Genomic DNA, 17,805 nt, shown 5'->3' on the forward strand with positions numbered 1-17,805 from the left:
TGTAAAACTAAGAAGATATCTGGAAATACAGGCTTTAAAATGGGGCGGGACATGACATAGGATGAACAAATCTCATCTGGTAATTTTTATGGGAGTACAGCCAAATTTTGTATTGAAATGGTGAATTATTCAATGAAAAAGGGATATAATGCGTAAAATCCATTTGAAAATGTAAAACACCGGAGAAATATGCTATATTCAATCTTTTGATAAGGGTGTGAAAGTGTTAATATTTTAAAAGTTGATTTAAACTATTGAGGTACGACCGAATTCGTTTAAAAAGGACTTATTCATTATAACGTTTCCAAATGGTAAAGGGTTCAATCAAATAATAGGAGGTGTTTCAGTTGAATTGTACGATCTTGCTTTTAGCCGGTGGCCAATCAAGCCGAATGGGTATGAATAAAGCCTTGCTGAAAATAGGCGAGGCGGTGAACATCCAAAGAGTGGCGAACGTCTTTAAAAAGGTTACGGAAAACATCCTGGTTGTTACGAATTCACCTGAAGAATATCACTTTCTTGAATTACCTTTCATTCCTGATATATATATAGGTCAAGGTCCGCTTGGAGGACTCCATGCTGGAATATCCTCTTCCGAAACAGAGCTGCAGGTCCTTAGTGCCTGTGATATGCCTTTTGTAAATGATCAGGCGGTCAATGAAATGCTTTCATTTTATGAATCGGATTTTGATGCCATCATTCCGGAAATCAATGGAAGACTTCAGCCGCTCTTTGCGGTCTATCACAAAAGGTGCCTACCCTTGTTAACGGAATGTCTGGAGAAGAAGGAATTGAAAATGAAGCTTTTTCTAGAAAAGATCAGGGTGAAAGTCATCAAGGAAACCGACTTTTCGTTATATCATGAAGACCCTGAGCGTTTCCGTCTTCTCTTTTTTAATATGAATACAATGGAAGATTATGAAGAAGCAAAACATATATACCAAACTGAAATTGTCAGAAAGGAAGGTACCCCATGAATTTTGAAATTTCGAAGGAACCGATCGTCATTCAAGAAGTGGTAGATAAAGTAGTTAAGCGGGATGCAGGTGCAGTCACGACCTTCATTGGTACAGTTAGGGAAATGACGAAGGGGAAGAAGACTCTATTCTTAATATATGAGGCTTATGAACCGATGGCGGTCAAGAAGTTAGAACAAATCGGGATGGAGATTAAGGAGCGCTGGCCTGACGCAGAAACGGCGATCACTCACCGGGTCGGTCAATTGGAAATTACGGATATTGCAGTGGTCATCGCTGTAAGTACACCACATCGTAACGACGCGTATGAAGCTAATCGATATGCCATAGAAAGAATAAAGGAAATCGTTCCGATTTGGAAAAAGGAACATTGGGAAGATGGGGAGACATGGGTTGGCAATCAACTAGAAACCGTACCTTATCCTAATGGAAAGCCAGAAGAGGGGGATCTCGATGATTAAAGTACTTTTGTTTGCTCAACTAAAAGATGAAATGGGAAAAGAGACTATTTCTATAGAAGGAAATGGGTTGAGCGTGGCTCAGCTAAAGGAAAAGATTAGGGCCGAGTTCCATTTGGAAGGTCTGGATACGGTAATGACAGCGGTCAATGAAGAGTTTGCCGGAGACGAAGTGATAGTGGCTGATGGAGATACCATCGCCTTCATACCACCTGTCAGCGGAGGCTAATTAGATAGGGGGGAATCATAGTGAATGAGCGATATTCAAGACAAACCTTGTTTTCTCCGATCGGTGAAGGAGGACAGGCCCACATTCGTCAAAAGCATGTCTTGCTTCTGGGAGCTGGAGCGCTTGGTTCCGCTAATGCAGAAGCCTTGACTCGTGCAGGTGTGGGAAAGTTGACCATTGTGGACCGGGATTACGTCGAGTCCAGTAATTTACAACGTCAACAGTTATATACGGAACAGGATGTCGAGGATAAACTGCCAAAGGCCGAAGCGGCAAAGCGGCACTTGCATGCTATTAATCACGAAGTAGATGTAGCGGCGGTCATCATGGATGCCACTGCACGCACGCTTGAACCATTATTGGGTCATGTGGATTTGATAATAGATGCTACAGATAACTTCGAGACTCGGATGATAATCAATGATTTATCACAAAAGCTTCAAATACCTTGGATATATGGGGCATGCGTAGGCAGTGTTGGCATGACCATGACGATTCTTCCAGATAAAACACCGTGTATGAACTGCCTGATGAAAACCATTCCGGTACAAGGGATGACCTGTGATACCGGTGGAATCATCTCTCCAGCCGTAACCATGGTAGTGGCTCATCAAACGGCTGAAGCCTTGAAGATTTTAGTCGAAGATTGGGAAGCAGTTCGACCAACGCTTGTTACATTCGATTTATGGCGAAACCAATATCAAACGATTAAATTAACGAAAGCAAAGAGAACGGACTGTCTTTCATGTGGGGAGCAACGGACGTATCCGTTTTTAAATGCGGATAATATGACCAAAACCGCTGTCCTTTGTGGAAGGGATACGGTACAGGTCAGGCCATCAAAGCCATTGAAACTCCAACTAGAGAAGCTGGCCAAAGATTTAAAGGGAAGTGACTATTTAGTCAAGGTTAATCCTTTCCTTCTTTCTTGTGAAAAAGACGGGGAGCGTATGGTCATTTTTCAGGATGGCCGAGCGTTAATTCATGGCACGAAGGATATGGTCCATGCAAAGGCGTTGTATCAAAGAATTCTTGGATAACACAAAAAATGAGGCTCCCGAATGGGGCCTCATTTTATATAGGATGTGATATAGGGTAAATGGGTAATGGGTTAACGGGAATTAATGAGTAACTCCGTCTTTGTTGTCTTGTTTGGATGCAATGATGACGACTTTTCCTTCATCTAACACTTCTTCATAACGTTCCGCTTCTGTTTTGGTAAGTCCAAGATTGCTCATTCGGTTACGTAGTTCGTCCCCACGTGATTTGAAGAGGTTTCCAACTGTATCGAGGAAACCTTGTTCCTTCATGCCGACATCTTCAGTATTTGTATTTTCGGTAAGGTGCTTAGAGCGATCCTTATCGTGAGCAAATAAATATACATCATCCTTCGTATAGCCGGTTGTAACTAACTCATCGATTTTTTCCTTAGCTTGTAAACCGTTTTCTACAACATGTACTTGATACATATAAACTCCTCCTTCAATTTTAGTGTAAGACTTTCTTAAATTGGGTAAATGGAATCTTGCATATCTCAGCTTGTTATTAGCTATAGTAGTATATAACCTTATTTAGCCATTGCTAAACATTTACCTTATTAATTATTAATAGGTGGTGAAACGGAACAGCTTTTGCAATCGATAGGTAACATATTTTAAGAACGGTAATTTATCCTGGTATTCGCTATAGTCTGAAGTATATTCGCCCTTTTCATTTTTCCAAAGCCGCTGGAAATAGTCATCCACTTCCTGTGCGACTTCGGTGTCTTTAGGGGCATGGATTTCAACATTGGCTTCTAGATTATAATCGTCTAGGTTTCGGGCTGTGTAATTGGCTGATCCTCCAATTATGACGGTTTCCTCTTCTTTTTGAATCGTCATCAGTTTCGTATGGAACTGTTCTTTATCGGTTTTGTACCAACGTATGTTGATATTCCCTTCATCTAGCTTTTCGAATTCGGCTGCAACCGGCAGATTGGGAAGCCCCATTTTTTGACTGCCAAATGCATTTTGATTCGGGTCCAATATCATGTGGATCCGGACACCTCTCCTGGCCGCATCGGTCAATGCCTCGACGACGTGTCGGTCAGCGATATAGAACATGGCGAGCTGGATTCGATCGCCTTTCTTTGTTTCCCTAATGGCTTTTAGGACATGTTTGTTGATTTTTCCTTCCGTCAATAATTGAACGGAAATGGGGCCATTTTCTTCCGCTGTTCCTTTAACTTCAGGAAATGCCTTCGGACCGTCAGAGAACCTCGATGCGGCTTCTTCCGCTTTGACGAAATCACTGATGATGTTGCCATCCATCTGGAAAGCAATATTGGAATGGAACCCACTTGCATCGTGAGGATTTGCGGATGAGATGATGGCTGTCTTTTCAGTAGCTACCACTTTTCTGTGATTGGCTTTGATATTCATTAATCGAAGATAAGACCGTGCCGTGACCTTTGGGGCATTATTAGCCATGGGATTGACAATCCAGCCTTTCCCGCTTTCCCCAAACCATTGGAAAAATGTTCGATATAGTCCGGAATAGAGTGGATTGGGATCCCGGAGTCGGTCCAAGTTGGTTACGACCACTTCGATGTCATTTTGTTTCAGCTTTTCTAACTCGTCTAATTCGTATGCATTATAGGAGGTGTTCACTTCATCGGTAATGAACATAATCTCAAGTTCAGGTTTCTTCTTCTTTTGGGCTATCAGTTTATCTGTTAAAGTCTTGCTTAATTTAGGGAAGTCTACTTTCTCATCATAGAAACTATTAAACAAGAACATATCAATTACGATAAAAGAATCGGCCTCTTCAATTGCATGATAGATGGTCTGGAAGATTCGCTGTTCATGCTGTACCTTTCCTTGTTCATCATGATAAGAGAGATCATAAATGAAATCGATATCCTCGACATGATGTATCTCCCCCTCGTAGGATATTCCTTTGGGCAGGGGTTTATAGCTGTTATAGACAATGACCGCGATGACAACAAGGAGCATACTAACAAGCAAATAAAATCGTTTGCGTTTATACCATTTTTTCATAGAAAATCCTCCATCTTACTTAAATTGCTTGCTAACTATCTATTTCCCCTTTTTAGGGGTATATAGAAACATGAATCAGAAAATGAGTTTGATATAATAATTGGAAAAGCGAGAAAGGGGCTAGTAAAGATGACAAAGCCGATTTTAACGAATGACTGGTGGCCTCTATTGAAAGAGGAATTTAAAAAGCCATATTATCAGGATTTAAAAGAATTCATCACACGAGAATACAATCAGCATGCCATACATCCGAGTCCGGAAGATATTTTTAATGCGCTTCACTGTACACCGTATGAAAAGGTAAAGGTCGTCATTCTTGGCCAGGACCCTTATCATGGACAGGGTCAGGCCCATGGTCTTAGCTTCTCGGTAAAGCCTGACGTCCGCATCCCGCCTTCTTTACGAAATATCTTTAAAGAACTGAAAAGTGATCTGGGCTGTGAGGTTCCTGACAATGGTTACCTAGGCGAATGGGCGGAACAAGGTGTGCTTCTCCTCAATACCGTTCTAACAGTACGTGAAGGGGAGGCACATTCCCACAGGGGCAAAGGGTGGGAGACCTTCACGAATCAGATCATCCAGCTGTTGAATGAGAGGGAGACACCGGTGATTTTCATCCTTTGGGGAAAGCCAGCTCAAACAAAACTGCGTTGGATAGATGAAAAGCGCCACCCAATCATTACTTCCGTCCACCCGAGTCCGCTGTCTGCTAGCCGTGGTTTCTTTGGCAGTAAGCCATTCTCCAAAACCAATGAACTTCTTATGGAAATGGGATTGGCTCCTATCAACTGGCAAATATCGAACCGCAAAGGGGGCATGATAAATTGAAACGAGTAAATTGCATGGCCTGCAAGCATTTTTATGTGACGTGGGATCCTAAATTCCCCAAAGGTTGCCGCGCCTTTCAATTTAAAACATCCAATCTGCCATCCCTTGATGTGTATCGCTCCTCGGGTGAGCCTTGTTTGAAGTTTGAATCCAAAGCCAATTGAAAAGTAAGTTTTCTTCCCCCTTAATGTTTGCTATGCTAGGTAGGGAAGTTAGGAAATGTATGCAGACGAGGTGGTAAATGTGGATATCTCATCCAAACAGATGCTGGATAAAATGGAAGAGCTTGTGACAAAAGCTAAACTGGCGAATTCAGAGACTAAGTTGCAAGGGTATGTAGTTGCCATTCAGGCACTTTGTGAAGTGATGGTGGATGAAAAATCGGAAAATAACAAAATAATGAAGCCCATTACATTCACACAACCTGTTATGTCGAACATACCGAATGCAGAACCGGTTAAAATGGATGAAGCCAATGGGGATTCCTTATTTGATTTTTAAATAAAAAGTAAGAGAGGCGGAGCAATCGTGAAATTATTTATCATCTTAGGAGCGTTGAATGCATTCATAGCCGTGGCACTAGGAGCATTTGGCGCACATGGACTAGAAGGGAAAATACCTGATAAATATTTAGCAACCTGGAATACGGCTGTAGATTATCAAATGTTCCATGCGGCAGGCTTGTTGGTTATCGGTTTGTTGGCGGGGAAAATTACGAGCCCACTCATCAATTGGTCGGGTTGGATGATGTTCATCGGCATTATCATATTTTCCGGTAGCCTTTTCGTTCTGAGTGTCACTCAAATCAAAGTGTTGGGTGCCATCACACCAATCGGTGGCGTTTCATTTTTAGCAGCTTGGATCTTGATGATCATTGCTGCCTATAAGTATTTATGAAAAAATCCAGCTGGCCGCATTCAGGGGTCAGCTCTTGTTTTTTGCATGATGAAAACGAACAGCCTCAGGATTTCTGAGGCTGTTCGTTTTCACATAGTCACTTTCTATCTAGGAGAGTATGTGGTAAGTCCAGCTCCTCCGAATGGATAGTCATACTCAATTTCTTCATCAAAGGTAATGTAATCTAAGAATACCATTGGTATCAAATAACGTTTTCCGGTCTGTGGGTCACTGATGATTAGATGATCGCGTCCGGCCGCTTCGATGATCCCCTTGAAGATTTTTGCATTCCATTCTTTATTGTTTTCAAATGTGGTATAAACGGTGGCCAGTTTCCCTTTATTCAAGCGTAATATGTTCTCTATATAAGATTGTTCGACTGGAAGCATGCCCGGTACTTGTGGACCGGTGGTGGGAGCGTTCATCGGCGTAGGGATTTGCTGCTGGGTACCGCCTGTAGTGGGCATCTGTGGTTGATAAGCAGGCTGCTGCTGGTAGCCTTGTTGCTGCTGGTATTGACCCTGCTGCTGTCTTTGGGATGGGTCACTTTCATATGGGTTATAAGAGTTTCCTCCATAAGGATAATTGCCATAAGGATTATTTTGTGACATTGCATTCCCTCCTGAAATTCTAGGTTATTTCGGTTCTTGAACAGCTGAACATCCGAGTGTCTTGGCTGGAAGAAACAGTGCGATTTATAGCAGCCGGAGTGGGACGGTTTACATGGATAATCTAGGGCAGACCCGGACACGGCCCAAAAAACCACAATGAATGTTACACATGCCATTGAACTACTGCATGTATGGCAGTCTGAAGCTGAATGAGACTGTGAAAAAAATTAGCATCACTAAAGAAAATGTATGGGACGATTCTGGATTTTATGTCATGGTAGTGGAAATAAAAAGGGGATGAAAAAGAAAAGCTCCCGGGATGCCGGAAGCCTTTGTCTTATACATATAAGAAAGTTGGTATGTTATCTTCTGGAAGTATGTTGCCGACGAAGAATGAACCAAATGCAGCATAACGGGCGCTGACTTCATCGAAACGCATTTCATAAATCAACTTTTTGAATTGAAGAACATCATCCGCAAATAGGGTAACGCCCCATTCGTAATCGTCAAAACCGACAGAACCGGAAATGATTTGTTTCACTTTACCGGCATAGCTGCGGCCGATCAAGCCATGCGAACGCATCAAGTTTTTACGTTCTTCCATGGAAAGCATATACCAGTTGTCTTCTCCTTCACGGCGCTTGTCCATCGGATAGAAACATACATGCTTCGCCTGAGGAAGGATTGGATAAAGTCTTGAACGTACATGAGGATTTTGATATGGGTCCTCACCGTCTCCACCTGCTAGATAATTGCTTAATTCCACTACAGAAACGTAAGAATAAGCTGGAATCGTATATTCGGCAAGTTTCGTTTTATTGAATTCATTTTCAATGGCATTCAATTCTTCCATTGTCGGACGGGCAAACATAAGCATGAAGTCGGCTTTTTGTCCTACGATGGAATAAAGGGCATGACTGCCTTCATTGTTACTTTGGGTCGTATTCCATTTATCCAATAAACCTTGGAATTCCGAGATGGCTAATTGACGTTCGTCACTTGACAACGTTTTCCAAGAGGCCCAATCAATCAGGCGGAAATCATGTAGACAATACCATCCATCAAGAGTTTGTGCTGCTTCACTCATTACGATCACTCCTATGTCTTAATATAACTTTAATATAACATAGTTTCAGTATAAGGAAATTTATATCAGGCCGCAAATGTCTGCAGTCATTCTTCTTTGTTCAAGGAATGTTCATATGTACGATTTTACGAAGAAGACCAATGATTCTGGAATTTAAATAGCGGCTAGAGTATTCTTAGAAGAAGAGCATGAAGTTTACGAAGTGGGTAATATAGGAATGAATAGAAGGTACATACATTCAAGGAGGATGAGCTTGTGAGCGATTTATTTGAAATTTTAGAATCGAAGATAACAGGGAATAATCTAAAAATCGTTTTTCCAGAAGGGCTGGATGGACGCGTTTTGGGAGCAGCGGGAAGGCTTGCTAAAGCGAAATTATTAACACCTGTATTAATTGGCGATATCGGCAAAATTCAAGAGAAAGCCAAAGACCTCAAAATTTCTCTGGATGCCATTGAAATTTACGATCCGAAAAACTACATCATGATGGATGAGATGGTTGAAGCTTTTGTTGAGGTTAGGAACGGAAAAGCCTCCGTTGAGCAAGCCCGTGAAATCCTCTTGGATGAGAATTACTTTGGAACGATGCTCGTTCATATGAAACAGGCGCATGGAATGGTGAGTGGGGCAGCCCATTCAACGGCTGATACAGTCCGACCGGCATTACAAATCATTAAAACAAAGCCAGGTGTTCAAAAAACCTCGGGAGTCTTTATCATGGTCCGTGAAGAGGAAAAGTACGTATTCGCGGATTGTGCCATCAATATTAACCCGGATTCCCGTGATTTGGCTGAAATCGCATTGGAAAGTGCCAAGACGGCCCTGACATTCGATATCGAACCAAGAGTCGCGATGCTGAGTTTTTCTACGAAGGGATCGGCCCATTCACCAGAAACGGAAAAGGTCGTTCAAGCCGTCGCCTTGGCAAAAGAAATGGATCCACACCTTCTCCTGGATGGAGAATTTCAATTCGATGCGGCGTTCGTTCCTTCGGTTGCTAGGCAAAAGGCACCGGATTCTCTCATTCAAGGAGATGCCAATGTCTTTATATTTCCGAGTCTTGAAGCCGGTAATATTAGTTATAAGATGGTTCAGCGTCTGGGTGGTTTCGAAGCGGTGGGTCCAATCCTACAAGGACTTAACCGTCCAGTGAATGATCTTTCCCGTGGCTGCAGCGAAGAGGATGTATATAAATTGGCACTCATCACAGCCGCACAAGGATTCGTTGCGCAATACCAGTAATGACGTGAATGATATTGATAGAGGGAGATTTCTATGAGTGAAACAGATTCATTATTAAGGCAGCAAGAATGGCGGATAATTGACCAGTCATCGGTTGGTCCCCAGTTTCCAGCCCTAGAATCCTTTGCGATGGATGATACATTATGTGCCTCCGTAGGTTCCGGCCGCTCGACGGCCGTAGCCAGGGCTTGGGTGCATCATCAAACCATCGTACTTGGTATTCAGGATACGAAACTTCCTTTTCTTAAAGAGGGAATTAATTATTTGGATAAGCACGATTTCAAGGCGATTGTACGGAACTCAGGAGGGTTGGCCGTCGTGTTAGATGAAGGAGTCCTGAATGTATCACTCGTTTTCCCTGAAAGCGAACGGAAAATCGAAATAAACCGTGGATATGATGCCATGTGGGAACTGATTAGACGTATGTTCAGCGATTTCCCGGTTAGCATCGAAGCAAAAGAAATCGTGGGCTCCTATTGTCCAGGGAGCTATGACTTAAGTATCGATGGCAGGAAATTTGCCGGTATATCGCAACGCCGGATCCGCAATGGTGTGGCTGTACAAATATACATATGCGTCAATGGAAGTGGTGCACAAAGGGCCGAACTTGTGAAAGGTTTCTATCAGACCGCCAAAAAGCAGGTCGAAACGAAATTCACTTATCCGGATATCACTCCTTCCGTAATGGCCTCGCTTACTGAGTTATTGGGGGTTAAGTTAACTGTCCAAGATGTTATGCTCAGATTCCTGAACGTATTGAAGGAGCATAGTGGGAAGATATTTTCCGATTCCCTTTCGGCACAAGAGTGGCCTTTATATGAAGGGTACTTAACAAGAGTGGTAGAACGTAATAACAAAGTCTTCGATGCATTGGAAGATAAATAAATGGTAAAAAGCTGTTCCTGAAGGAAGGGACAGCTTTTTCGGTGTTGCTTCCGAGTATAGTATTCACTGAAACTGAAAAAGAAACTTTTAGTAAGAAGATACCAGGCTAATACATGAAAAAAGAGCCCTTTCCAGACTCATTTTTCGGAAAATGTATAGGGAATGGCTATTTGTCATGTGGTTGACCTGATAAAAGGCCCCCGCATTATCTTTATTCAGCCATTTTCTCCAGATTTCCATTTCGGTCCATCTTGAATTTTGTGGCCGGGCGCTCTTCCTCCTCTAATAGGACTAGCTTCCTGGCACGATTCATGATATTCATCAATGTTTCGTAATCTTCCTGCATCAAGCCGCTATTTTGTTCAAGGTGGGATACTTTATTTTGAAGTTCTTCATTCCGTCCTTTTAACTCTTTTATTTCTAACTTCAAGCGTTCATTTTCAGTTTGTAATGTTTCGGCTTGTAGCAATCGCCCATTCATGGACTCCAAATAAGCGATAACCATATCCAGGCCCATTGCCGGCGTGCTGGTAGGCATGTTTGTGTTCCTTTGTTGTGTCGGAACGAACGCTTCATCAGAAAATTCCTCTGCGGTTTCATAATTAGTAGATTCTATTACTGCCGTATCAGTCTCTGATTCCACGTCCTCTTCTTGCAGGAGAGGAGCCATGATATCAGAAATCATTGGGGATGGCGGTGTATAGAGCAGACGTTTTTTTCCTCCCTGATCTTTTCCGAGAATCCGTTGTCTCTGTTTTCTTTGTTTTTTTGCTAGAGACAGCGCCTTATCATAATTATGGCGGACAACTGCATTCCAGCGAAATCCACAAGCTGCGGATGTGCGGTTCAATTTGTCACCGACCTCTTCGAATGCGTTCAGTTGCGTGCTGCCTTCACGTACATGCCGTAATACCGTTTCTGCTAACAGTAAATCATCCTCTTCTGTCCAGGCATCTTGACGAACCTTCATTTCTACATACTCCCTTTCTGGTAACTTTTTAAAATGATCATTATATGAATATCTTGTAACAATGATTGATTAGGTGTTCTACTAGTATTTTGGACAAGATATGGATTTTTTATACAAAAAGGTTAAAAGGATACTAGTTTTTTGTGAGGAAAGGAAGAATAAGTTGAATTGACTTGGTACTTCCCCTATTTGGGGCATCCACTTATGACAAAGCATCTTTTCTCCTTCCATTCCGTCTCTTGATATTCATAGATAGAAACGGTAAAATACCTTTTAGTCACGTAAATAGAACGAAAATCATTTGTTATAGAAAGGATGCTTACCGAGGATGTCCAATGAATTCAGAGTGTGTGATGACTGCCTGGCAGTAAACGTCAAAACATTAATTCCACGGCTGGAAAAGCTTGATCCTGACGCGAAAATTGAAATTGGCTGCCAATCCTATTGTGGTCCGGGCAGGAAAAAATCCTTCGCTTTTGTCAATAACCGCCCAGTTGCGGCCCCGACAGAAGACGAGTTACTAGAGAAAATAGATAAGAAGCTAAAGTAGCTTTATGTATAAATAATTCAGCAGTTTTGAAACGTGAAACATGCGACTCGTCACCCAGATTCAATAAACTGTGGTGATTTTTTAATTCCGTTATTTTCTCTATCAAAATCCATAAAAACTCCTGATTTCATATAAAATCAACAGGCTTTCTATCATGGGTCGAGTTAGGATATTCTATAAAGACAAGCTATAATAAAAGCAATGAGATTATGAAAATGAGGGTAGTCCATGGAATATTCTGGCGAAAAATTACAAGAAGAAAAAGTATTTAAAGACCCAGTACACCGGTATATACACGTTCGGGACCGGGTTATTTGGGATTTGATCGGCACGAAAGAATTCCAGCGTCTTCGCAGAATCAAGCAACTAGGAACGACCTATCTTACCTTTCATGGTGCAGAACATAGTAGGTTTAGCCATTCGCTTGGGGTATATGAGATTGTCCGAAGAATTGTCGATGATGTCTTCGAAGGGAGACCGGAATGGAAACCGGAGGAAAGGTTGCTTTCGTTGTGTGCGGCCTTGCTACATGATTTAGGACATGGCCCATTCTCTCACTCTTTTGAAAAGGTTTTTGATTTGGACCATGAACAGTTCACTCAACAGATCATTATCGGTCATACAGAAGTGAATGAGATCCTTCTCAAAGTAGGACCCGATTTTCCCAAAAAAGTAGCGGAGGTCATTGCCAAAACGTATAAAGGCAAATTAGTAGTCAGCTTGATTTCTAGTCAAATTGATGCCGATAGGATGGATTATCTGCAACGGGACGCTTATTTCACTGGAGTAAGCTACGGCCATTTTGATATGGAGCGGCTATTACGGGTGATGCGGCCGCGTGAGGAGCATGCTGTCATTAAGCAAAGTGGGATGCACGCGGTGGAAGACTATATTATGAGTCGATACCAAATGTATTGGCAGGTCTACTTCCACCCGGTTACACGGAGTGCCGAGGTCATCCTAACGAAAATTTTGCATAGGGCAAAGTATTTATTCGAAACCAACTACCAATTTGCCCAAGAACCCCGTCACTTTTATTCAATGTTCAAGGGCAATGTCACGTTAGAAGATTACTTGAAAATGGATGAATCCGTGATGCTCTACTATTTCGAGGCTTGGGAAGAAGAAGAGGATCCAATCTTAAGGGATTTATGTATCCGTTTCGTGAATCGAAAACTCTTTAAATATGTTGAGTTTCATCCTTCGAATAGTCAAATGAATAAACTAATGGAATTAAGGGCGCTATTCATTGAGGCGGGAATCAATCCTGATTATTATTTAGTCGTCGATTCCTCCTCGGACCTGCCCTATGATTTTTATCGTCCAGGCGAAGAGGAAGAGCGGTTGCCAATCCATTTGCTGCAAACGAATGGCGAACTTCGGGAATTGTCGCGTGAATCCGAAATAGTGGATGCCATTTCAGGAAAAAGACGAACGGATCATAAGTTGTACTTCCCGGCAGATTTACTACGCGATGAATCAACGAATAAAGATATAAAAAAACAAATCCGTCAGCTATTGGAGCTGTCGATTTAAAGCGGTACATTTTGGGTGAGGAGTGACGAGCCTTGTTTAAGGATCATGCAAACATTATCAATGCCATTTCAACTGCAGGTGAAATTTCAGGTCGAAAAAAGCTGCAAAAAATTGTTTATATAGCGAAGAAGTTATCCTTTCCTTTTCATGAAAAATTTCAATTTCACTTTTACGGACCGTACTCGGAGGAATTGACTTTACGAATAGAGGAACTTTGCGCAATGGGGTACCTGAATGAAGTGAAGGAGAAAAAGGCGGGCTATTATCAATACTGCTATTCCATTACGGAGGCGGGAAAAGACTTCTTGTCGATACAGGAAGTTGATATGCCTTCTCTTGATACATGCTTATTGGATATGAATGAACAAAATGCCCGGTTTTTGGAACTTGTTTCAACGGTCCTTTACTTTGATACGTTGGAAAAGGAAGAGGTCATTGAAAAAATCTTCACGCTTAAAAGCAAGCAAAAATATACGCTTGAAGAAATAGATGATGCATATGAATATATAGAGAAGCTACAAGGAAAAGCTAAGCCGAATTGATGGCTTAGCTTTTACGATTATGAACCCTTTTATTGGTCGCTTTTACGAACGCCGGCAACGGCTAAGTGGTTTTTAGCCATTTCTTCGATGAAAATCGTTACAGCTTCGGCTGGTGCACCGGTTGTTTCTGAAACAGCTGCTGTTACTTTTTCAACCAATGCTTTTTTTTGCTCCTCGGTACGGCCTTCAAGCATCTTGACTGTTACATATGGCATTTTCATATTCCCCCATTCTTTTTAATAGATGTAGTGTTTCACATTAGGGAAATATTTGCAAGATACTGAAATCAGAGTTTTTTCACATCTTGAAATTTTCATGTATACTAACGGTAATAAACATTGGGGGAGAAGCTATTGGATCAATTAGGACAGTTTTTGGCTTATAGTTTGGATAGGCTTCCTTACGTGATTGTCGTTCTTTTGATCGCGTTTACGGTTCATGAATTTTCCCATGCCTATGTGGCCTATAAATTTGGGGATCCGACAGCTAAGAATCAAGGAAGGGTCACCTTGAATCCCATACAGCATTTGGATCCAATCGGTACGCTCCTGATTTTGATTGTAGGATTTGGTTGGGCAAGGCCTGTCCCTGTCAATCGGTTTCATTTTAAGAATCCAAGACTGGCTGGCATACTGGTTTCCTTTGCAGGTCCGCTCAGCAATCTTCTTGTGGCGACGATAGGCTATTTAATCTGGTACGGGTTACTCGCTTCAGGGTTGGGACCTTACGACATGCCATTCTTCGTGGAACCTTTCTTTACGATGTTGATTCACTTAAATATCGTACTATTCGTATTCAATTTGATACCACTACCACCTCTTGATGGGTATCGGATCGTAGAAGATCTGGTTTCGGTGGAAATGCGTGCGAAAATGACTCAGTATGAGCAATACGGATCCTTGATTTTCCTGATTTTAGTCATCACACCGTTGGGTAAATATACAATCAGTCCGATTATGAATGAACTTGTACCATTCGTTCGTGACAATCTCGGACACACTTTAAGTCTTTTGTTTTTTTAATATAGTAAATGACGAAACTGAAGGGGGTTATTAACATGGAAGAACAACCAAAGAAAAAGATAGGCTTCAATATTATTAAAAATGATCCGATGAAAGGCCATGGCGGATATGGCGCTGGTGTTTTAACTCTCGACAATATTTCACCGGTCATCATTGATGTGGATGCTGGTGAAGCGGAAGTCGACATCGGCGCGATGCATGCAAGAAGTGCTGTGGAAAAAGGAATCAAGTTTCTAAAGACAAAAGAGGAAGTGCCAAATGGGAAACCCTACTGGCTTGTTTGGGTAACGATTGAAGCCCTGCAAACTGGTCCGTACTATGCCGGGGTGACCGCTTGTGAGATGACGGTGGACCGCTCAATCAGACGTGGGTACAAATCCTTGCCGGAACATGTTAACCGGATGGATAAATCCTTGAAACGCCATATCATCGTCGAGGATATGGACGATAAATCAAAAAGCATCCTTGCCGAGTTCCTGAAAAACCACGATGCAGGAATGTGGGAGCGTTCATCCGATGAGCTTAAACAGTCTTTGATGGTTTAAATGTGTATTATTGTATGAAATGTGAAGTTTAGTAAAAAAATCACTTGTACGAAGCGAATAAAATCAGTAAACTTAGAGACAGCAGTTTAGACACTGTGGAACTAGGACAGAAAAACCCCGAAGCCGCTACCGGCTTCGGGGTTTTTCGTTATCCCCAAGGTTTTAAGATTTTTTTATACCAGGGGTTTTTATGTTTCCCGTCCTTCGGAGCACTTTTGGTGTTCTTTTGCTTGAAGTGCTCTTCACAGTATTCCATGGGTTCGGTTCCTTTTACATAGTAAGTTAATCTGGAGACGGGGCAGGCATCTGTTGCAAGTTTGCCGCTTGCTGGATTGACATGTACACCGATTACATTACCCGTTTCCTTAAAGGGTTTGGAAGGTTGCCCTTTCAAACCCTTCTCCATATAGGATGCCCATATTTTTTTCGCATAACTTTTTTCGGCGGGGATTTCTATCTTTTTCCCTTGATCGTAGCCAGTCCATACACCTGCAACCAGTTGAGGCGTATAACCGACCATCCAGCTGTCGGTGGAAGTGGAACCCGACTTCCCTGCGACGCGGTGCGTCAATTGGGAACTGATCGTGCTCCCTGTCACCTTCGTGTAGCCGTTTAGCGTTTCGTCAAAAACCCCGGTAAGCATTTCAGTCATGACAAATGCCTTATCCTTATCCAGAATCTGTTCACCTTTCTGGGATCGTTCGAAGATGACTTCACCTTTTCGGTCTTCCACCTTGGTGATGAATGTAGGCTCTACTTTTTTGCCGCCATTAGCCAGGATTCCGTACGCATTGACCATTTCAATGGGCCTCACATTGGATGTGCCAAGTGCAAGGGAAGGGACCGCATCCATTTTGGAAGTGATGCCAAAACGACGAGCCGCATCAACCAATGCCTGTTCGCCGAGAAATAGATGGGTCTTCACGGCATAAATGTTATCGGATAAAGCAATGGCCTGTGCCATCGTTATCTCATCATTCGCATACTGATAGTTATAGTTATGCGGCTTATATGAAGTATGGCCATCATCAAAGGTAAAGGTTGTGGCCTCACTTTTTAAAGTGGTTGACGGTGTAAACCCGTTTTCTAGTGCTGAATAGTATAGAAGCGGCTTTATTGTCGATCCTGGCTGGCGTAGGGCCTGTGTGACACGGTTGAATGGTGAAGCTGTGTAGTCAGTGCCCCCGACGAGTGCGCGGACTTCCCCGGTCCTGGGATCCATGGCCACCAGTGATGCTTGGATGCTAGCCTGTTCGGGTATGACAGTGGAGAGGGACTCCTCTGCGATGCGCTGTTGATTTTCATCCAATGTGGTATAAACCTTTAAGCCCCCGAGCTCGATTGTCCGGTCATCTAAATGAAGTTGCGTTTTTAGGGCCTGTTTGACGGCATCCTGGAAGTAAGGAGCCATTTTCTTGGTTACAGTACCATGTTCGCCATTTAAAGAAAGGGATGCCTGGAGGGCTTCATCCGTATCAGCTTTTGAAATATAGTCTTTGGTTTGCATGGCATGCAGGACGACCTTTTGCCTTGATTTGGCCTTATCCAGGTTGTCCAAAGGCGAATAGTTGGATGGCCCCTTTGGGATTCCGGCTAGCATGCTTGCCTCCGGAAGCGTCAAATCCTTGGCATCCTTACCGAAGTAATATTGGCTTGCAGCTTGTGCCCCATAGGCGCCATGGCCATAGTAAATCGTATTTAAATAGCCTTCTAGAATGTCTTTTTTTGAGTAATTCATTTCCAGGCGTATTGTATAGAACGCTTCATTTAGCTTACGCGACCACGTCTTATCATGGTCAAGGAAGAGATTCCGGGCATATTGCTGGGTGATCGTACTTGCCCCTTGAACCTTGGACATGGCACGGACATCAGCAAGGATGGCACCACCGATCCGTTTTATATCAAAGCCCTTATGGGTGTAAAATTGGCGATCTTCTACTGCGACTGTTGCCTTGACTAGTTCGGGTGAAATCGATTCCAGCCCGACCCAGTAGCGCTTTTGACCATTATCGGATTCTCCGATCACATTTCCGTCATGGCTATAATACAGCGTCGATTGAGGTACAGCCAAAGGCGGCGGGCCTAGTATTTTTGCATACATCAGTAAAGAGAGAAGCAAGACAAAGAGAATGATGAGACCTATTGTGGCAAAAATGATGAAAGCCCGCACATATTTAGTTGTCCTTTTAAAACGTTCGCTTGGAATGAGCTCCATTGCTTTCACCTCTCTTATTTTTAAAAAAATAATCTATTACTATTATGGAAAAAAAAGATATTTTTAAACATAAGAAGTGGAATTGTAATATTTATCTTGCATTTCTGGTAGATTCGTCTATACTTTTTCTAGCTAATGGGTATACCGAATATCGGCCAATTAGTTGAAAGACT

At 42.5% G+C, this 17,805-nt stretch carries 21 protein-coding genes; 14 read left to right on the forward strand and 7 right to left on the reverse strand.

Features of this window, described 5'->3' with window-relative positions; genetic code table 11:
- Positions 1-347 precede the first annotated feature (347 nt).
- Genes mobA through ACQKL6_RS00385 form a run of 4 tightly spaced genes read left to right on the forward strand, consistent with a single transcriptional unit; the run spans position 348 to position 2,704 of the window.
- Positions 348-977: a molybdenum cofactor guanylyltransferase gene (gene mobA, locus ACQKL6_RS00370; protein ID WP_427650225.1), complete on the forward strand. Its 630-nt coding sequence runs from the start codon at positions 348-350 to the stop codon at positions 975-977.
- Complete coding sequence (locus tag ACQKL6_RS00375) at positions 974-1,438, forward strand: molybdenum cofactor biosynthesis protein MoaE (RefSeq protein ID WP_402870194.1); 465 nt, start codon at positions 974-976, stop codon at positions 1,436-1,438. Before mobA ends, ACQKL6_RS00375 begins: the two co-directional genes overlap by 4 nt.
- Positions 1,431-1,664, forward strand: a complete 234-nt coding sequence (moaD, locus tag ACQKL6_RS00380; RefSeq protein WP_402870199.1) for a molybdopterin converting factor subunit 1 — start codon at positions 1,431-1,433, stop codon at positions 1,662-1,664. Before ACQKL6_RS00375 ends, moaD begins: the two co-directional genes overlap by 8 nt.
- A gap of 20 nt (positions 1,665-1,684) precedes the next feature.
- Positions 1,685-2,704 (forward strand): MoeB/ThiF family adenylyltransferase, encoded by a 1,020-nt coding sequence (locus tag ACQKL6_RS00385; protein ID WP_402870201.1) that lies wholly within the window; start codon positions 1,685-1,687, stop codon positions 2,702-2,704.
- An 81-nt stretch (positions 2,705-2,785) separates the two neighbouring features.
- Here the strand turns inward: ACQKL6_RS00385 and ACQKL6_RS00390 are convergent, their stop codons facing one another.
- A complete protein-coding gene (locus ACQKL6_RS00390) occupies positions 2,786-3,133 on the reverse strand; it encodes a general stress protein (RefSeq protein ID WP_402870203.1) in 348 nt (115 codons plus the stop codon).
- A 135-nt stretch (positions 3,134-3,268) separates the two neighbouring features.
- Positions 3,269-4,702, reverse strand: coding sequence for a phospholipase D family protein (locus tag ACQKL6_RS00395; protein WP_427650228.1), 1,434 nt, complete (start codon positions 4,700-4,702; stop codon positions 3,269-3,271).
- A 129-nt stretch (positions 4,703-4,831) separates the two neighbouring features.
- On the opposite strand from ACQKL6_RS00395, the gene ACQKL6_RS00400 reads away from it, so the two are divergent.
- The 3 genes from ACQKL6_RS00400 (at position 4,832) to ACQKL6_RS00410 (ending at position 6,427) form a co-directional block, all read left to right on the forward strand.
- The gene (locus tag ACQKL6_RS00400; protein WP_402870208.1) at positions 4,832-5,530 is read left to right on the forward strand and encodes a uracil-DNA glycosylase; all 699 of its coding nucleotides are present in this window, start codon (positions 4,832-4,834) and stop codon (positions 5,528-5,530) included.
- Between the two features lie 219 nt (positions 5,531-5,749).
- Positions 5,750-6,031: a YwdI family protein gene (locus ACQKL6_RS00405; protein ID WP_402870211.1), complete on the forward strand. Its 282-nt coding sequence runs from the start codon at positions 5,750-5,752 to the stop codon at positions 6,029-6,031.
- 27 nt (positions 6,032-6,058) lie between these two features.
- Positions 6,059-6,427 carry a DUF423 domain-containing protein gene (locus ACQKL6_RS00410; RefSeq protein ID WP_402870213.1) on the forward strand — a complete coding sequence of 123 codons (369 nt, stop codon included), beginning with the start codon at positions 6,059-6,061 and terminating at the stop codon, positions 6,425-6,427.
- 104 nt (positions 6,428-6,531) lie between these two features.
- Here the strand turns inward: ACQKL6_RS00410 and gerQ are convergent, their stop codons facing one another.
- Together gerQ and hemQ are read right to left on the reverse strand one after the other, a co-directional pair.
- Positions 6,532-7,038 carry a spore coat protein GerQ gene (gene gerQ / locus ACQKL6_RS00415; protein ID WP_402870216.1) on the reverse strand — a complete coding sequence of 169 codons (507 nt, stop codon included), beginning with the start codon at positions 7,036-7,038 and terminating at the stop codon, positions 6,532-6,534.
- 337 nt (positions 7,039-7,375) lie between these two features.
- On the reverse strand, positions 7,376-8,125 hold the full coding sequence (hemQ, locus tag ACQKL6_RS00420; protein WP_402990530.1) for a hydrogen peroxide-dependent heme synthase: 750 nt from the start codon (positions 8,123-8,125) through the stop codon (positions 7,376-7,378).
- A gap of 255 nt (positions 8,126-8,380) precedes the next feature.
- On the opposite strand from hemQ, the gene pta reads away from it, so the two are divergent.
- Both pta and ACQKL6_RS00430 read left to right on the forward strand, forming a co-directional pair.
- Positions 8,381-9,367 (forward strand): phosphate acetyltransferase, encoded by a 987-nt coding sequence (gene pta, locus ACQKL6_RS00425; RefSeq protein WP_402870221.1) that lies wholly within the window; start codon positions 8,381-8,383, stop codon positions 9,365-9,367.
- Between the two features lie 33 nt (positions 9,368-9,400).
- On the forward strand, positions 9,401-10,252 hold the full coding sequence (locus ACQKL6_RS00430; RefSeq protein WP_402990527.1) for a lipoate--protein ligase family protein: 852 nt from the start codon (positions 9,401-9,403) through the stop codon (positions 10,250-10,252).
- A gap of 211 nt (positions 10,253-10,463) precedes the next feature.
- Here ACQKL6_RS00430 and ACQKL6_RS00435 read toward each other — a convergent pair whose 3' ends face one another.
- Positions 10,464-11,222, reverse strand: coding sequence for an RsfA family transcriptional regulator (locus ACQKL6_RS00435; RefSeq protein WP_402990524.1), 759 nt, complete (start codon positions 11,220-11,222; stop codon positions 10,464-10,466).
- A 328-nt stretch (positions 11,223-11,550) separates the two neighbouring features.
- Between ACQKL6_RS00435 and ACQKL6_RS00440 the strand changes: the two genes are divergently transcribed.
- The 3 genes from ACQKL6_RS00440 to ACQKL6_RS00450 all read left to right on the forward strand — a co-directional run bounded on the left by ACQKL6_RS00440 (position 11,551) and on the right by ACQKL6_RS00450 (position 13,850).
- Positions 11,551-11,772: a DUF1450 domain-containing protein gene (locus tag ACQKL6_RS00440; RefSeq protein WP_402870227.1), complete on the forward strand. Its 222-nt coding sequence runs from the start codon at positions 11,551-11,553 to the stop codon at positions 11,770-11,772.
- Positions 11,773-12,000: 228 nt separating this feature from the next.
- Positions 12,001-13,308: an HD domain-containing protein gene (locus ACQKL6_RS00445; protein WP_403079728.1), complete on the forward strand. Its 1,308-nt coding sequence runs from the start codon at positions 12,001-12,003 to the stop codon at positions 13,306-13,308.
- Between the two features lie 32 nt (positions 13,309-13,340).
- On the forward strand, positions 13,341-13,850 hold the full coding sequence (locus ACQKL6_RS00450; protein ID WP_402870231.1) for a YwgA family protein: 510 nt from the start codon (positions 13,341-13,343) through the stop codon (positions 13,848-13,850).
- Positions 13,851-13,879: 29 nt separating this feature from the next.
- Here the strand turns inward: ACQKL6_RS00450 and ACQKL6_RS00455 are convergent, their stop codons facing one another.
- Positions 13,880-14,065, reverse strand: a complete 186-nt coding sequence (locus tag ACQKL6_RS00455) for a 2-hydroxymuconate tautomerase (protein ID WP_402870233.1) — start codon at positions 14,063-14,065, stop codon at positions 13,880-13,882.
- A gap of 138 nt (positions 14,066-14,203) precedes the next feature.
- Here ACQKL6_RS00455 and ACQKL6_RS00460 point away from each other — a divergent pair, with 138 nt between their 5' ends.
- Entirely contained in the window at positions 14,204-14,872 is a 669-nt protein-coding gene (locus ACQKL6_RS00460; RefSeq protein ID WP_402870235.1) for a site-2 protease family protein, read from the forward strand.
- 35 nt (positions 14,873-14,907) lie between these two features.
- Positions 14,908-15,417 carry a YwhD family protein gene (locus tag ACQKL6_RS00465; RefSeq protein WP_402870237.1) on the forward strand — a complete coding sequence of 170 codons (510 nt, stop codon included), beginning with the start codon at positions 14,908-14,910 and terminating at the stop codon, positions 15,415-15,417.
- 148 nt (positions 15,418-15,565) lie between these two features.
- Here the strand turns inward: ACQKL6_RS00465 and ACQKL6_RS00470 are convergent, their stop codons facing one another.
- Positions 15,566-17,632, reverse strand: a complete 2,067-nt coding sequence (locus tag ACQKL6_RS00470) for a transglycosylase domain-containing protein (protein ID WP_402870238.1) — start codon at positions 17,630-17,632, stop codon at positions 15,566-15,568.
- Between the last annotated feature and the right edge of the window lie 173 nt (positions 17,633-17,805).

This window comes from Peribacillus sp. NPDC097197, assembly GCF_050278025.1.
In the GTDB taxonomy this organism is placed as follows: Bacteria; Bacillota; Bacilli; order Bacillales; family DSM-1321; genus Peribacillus.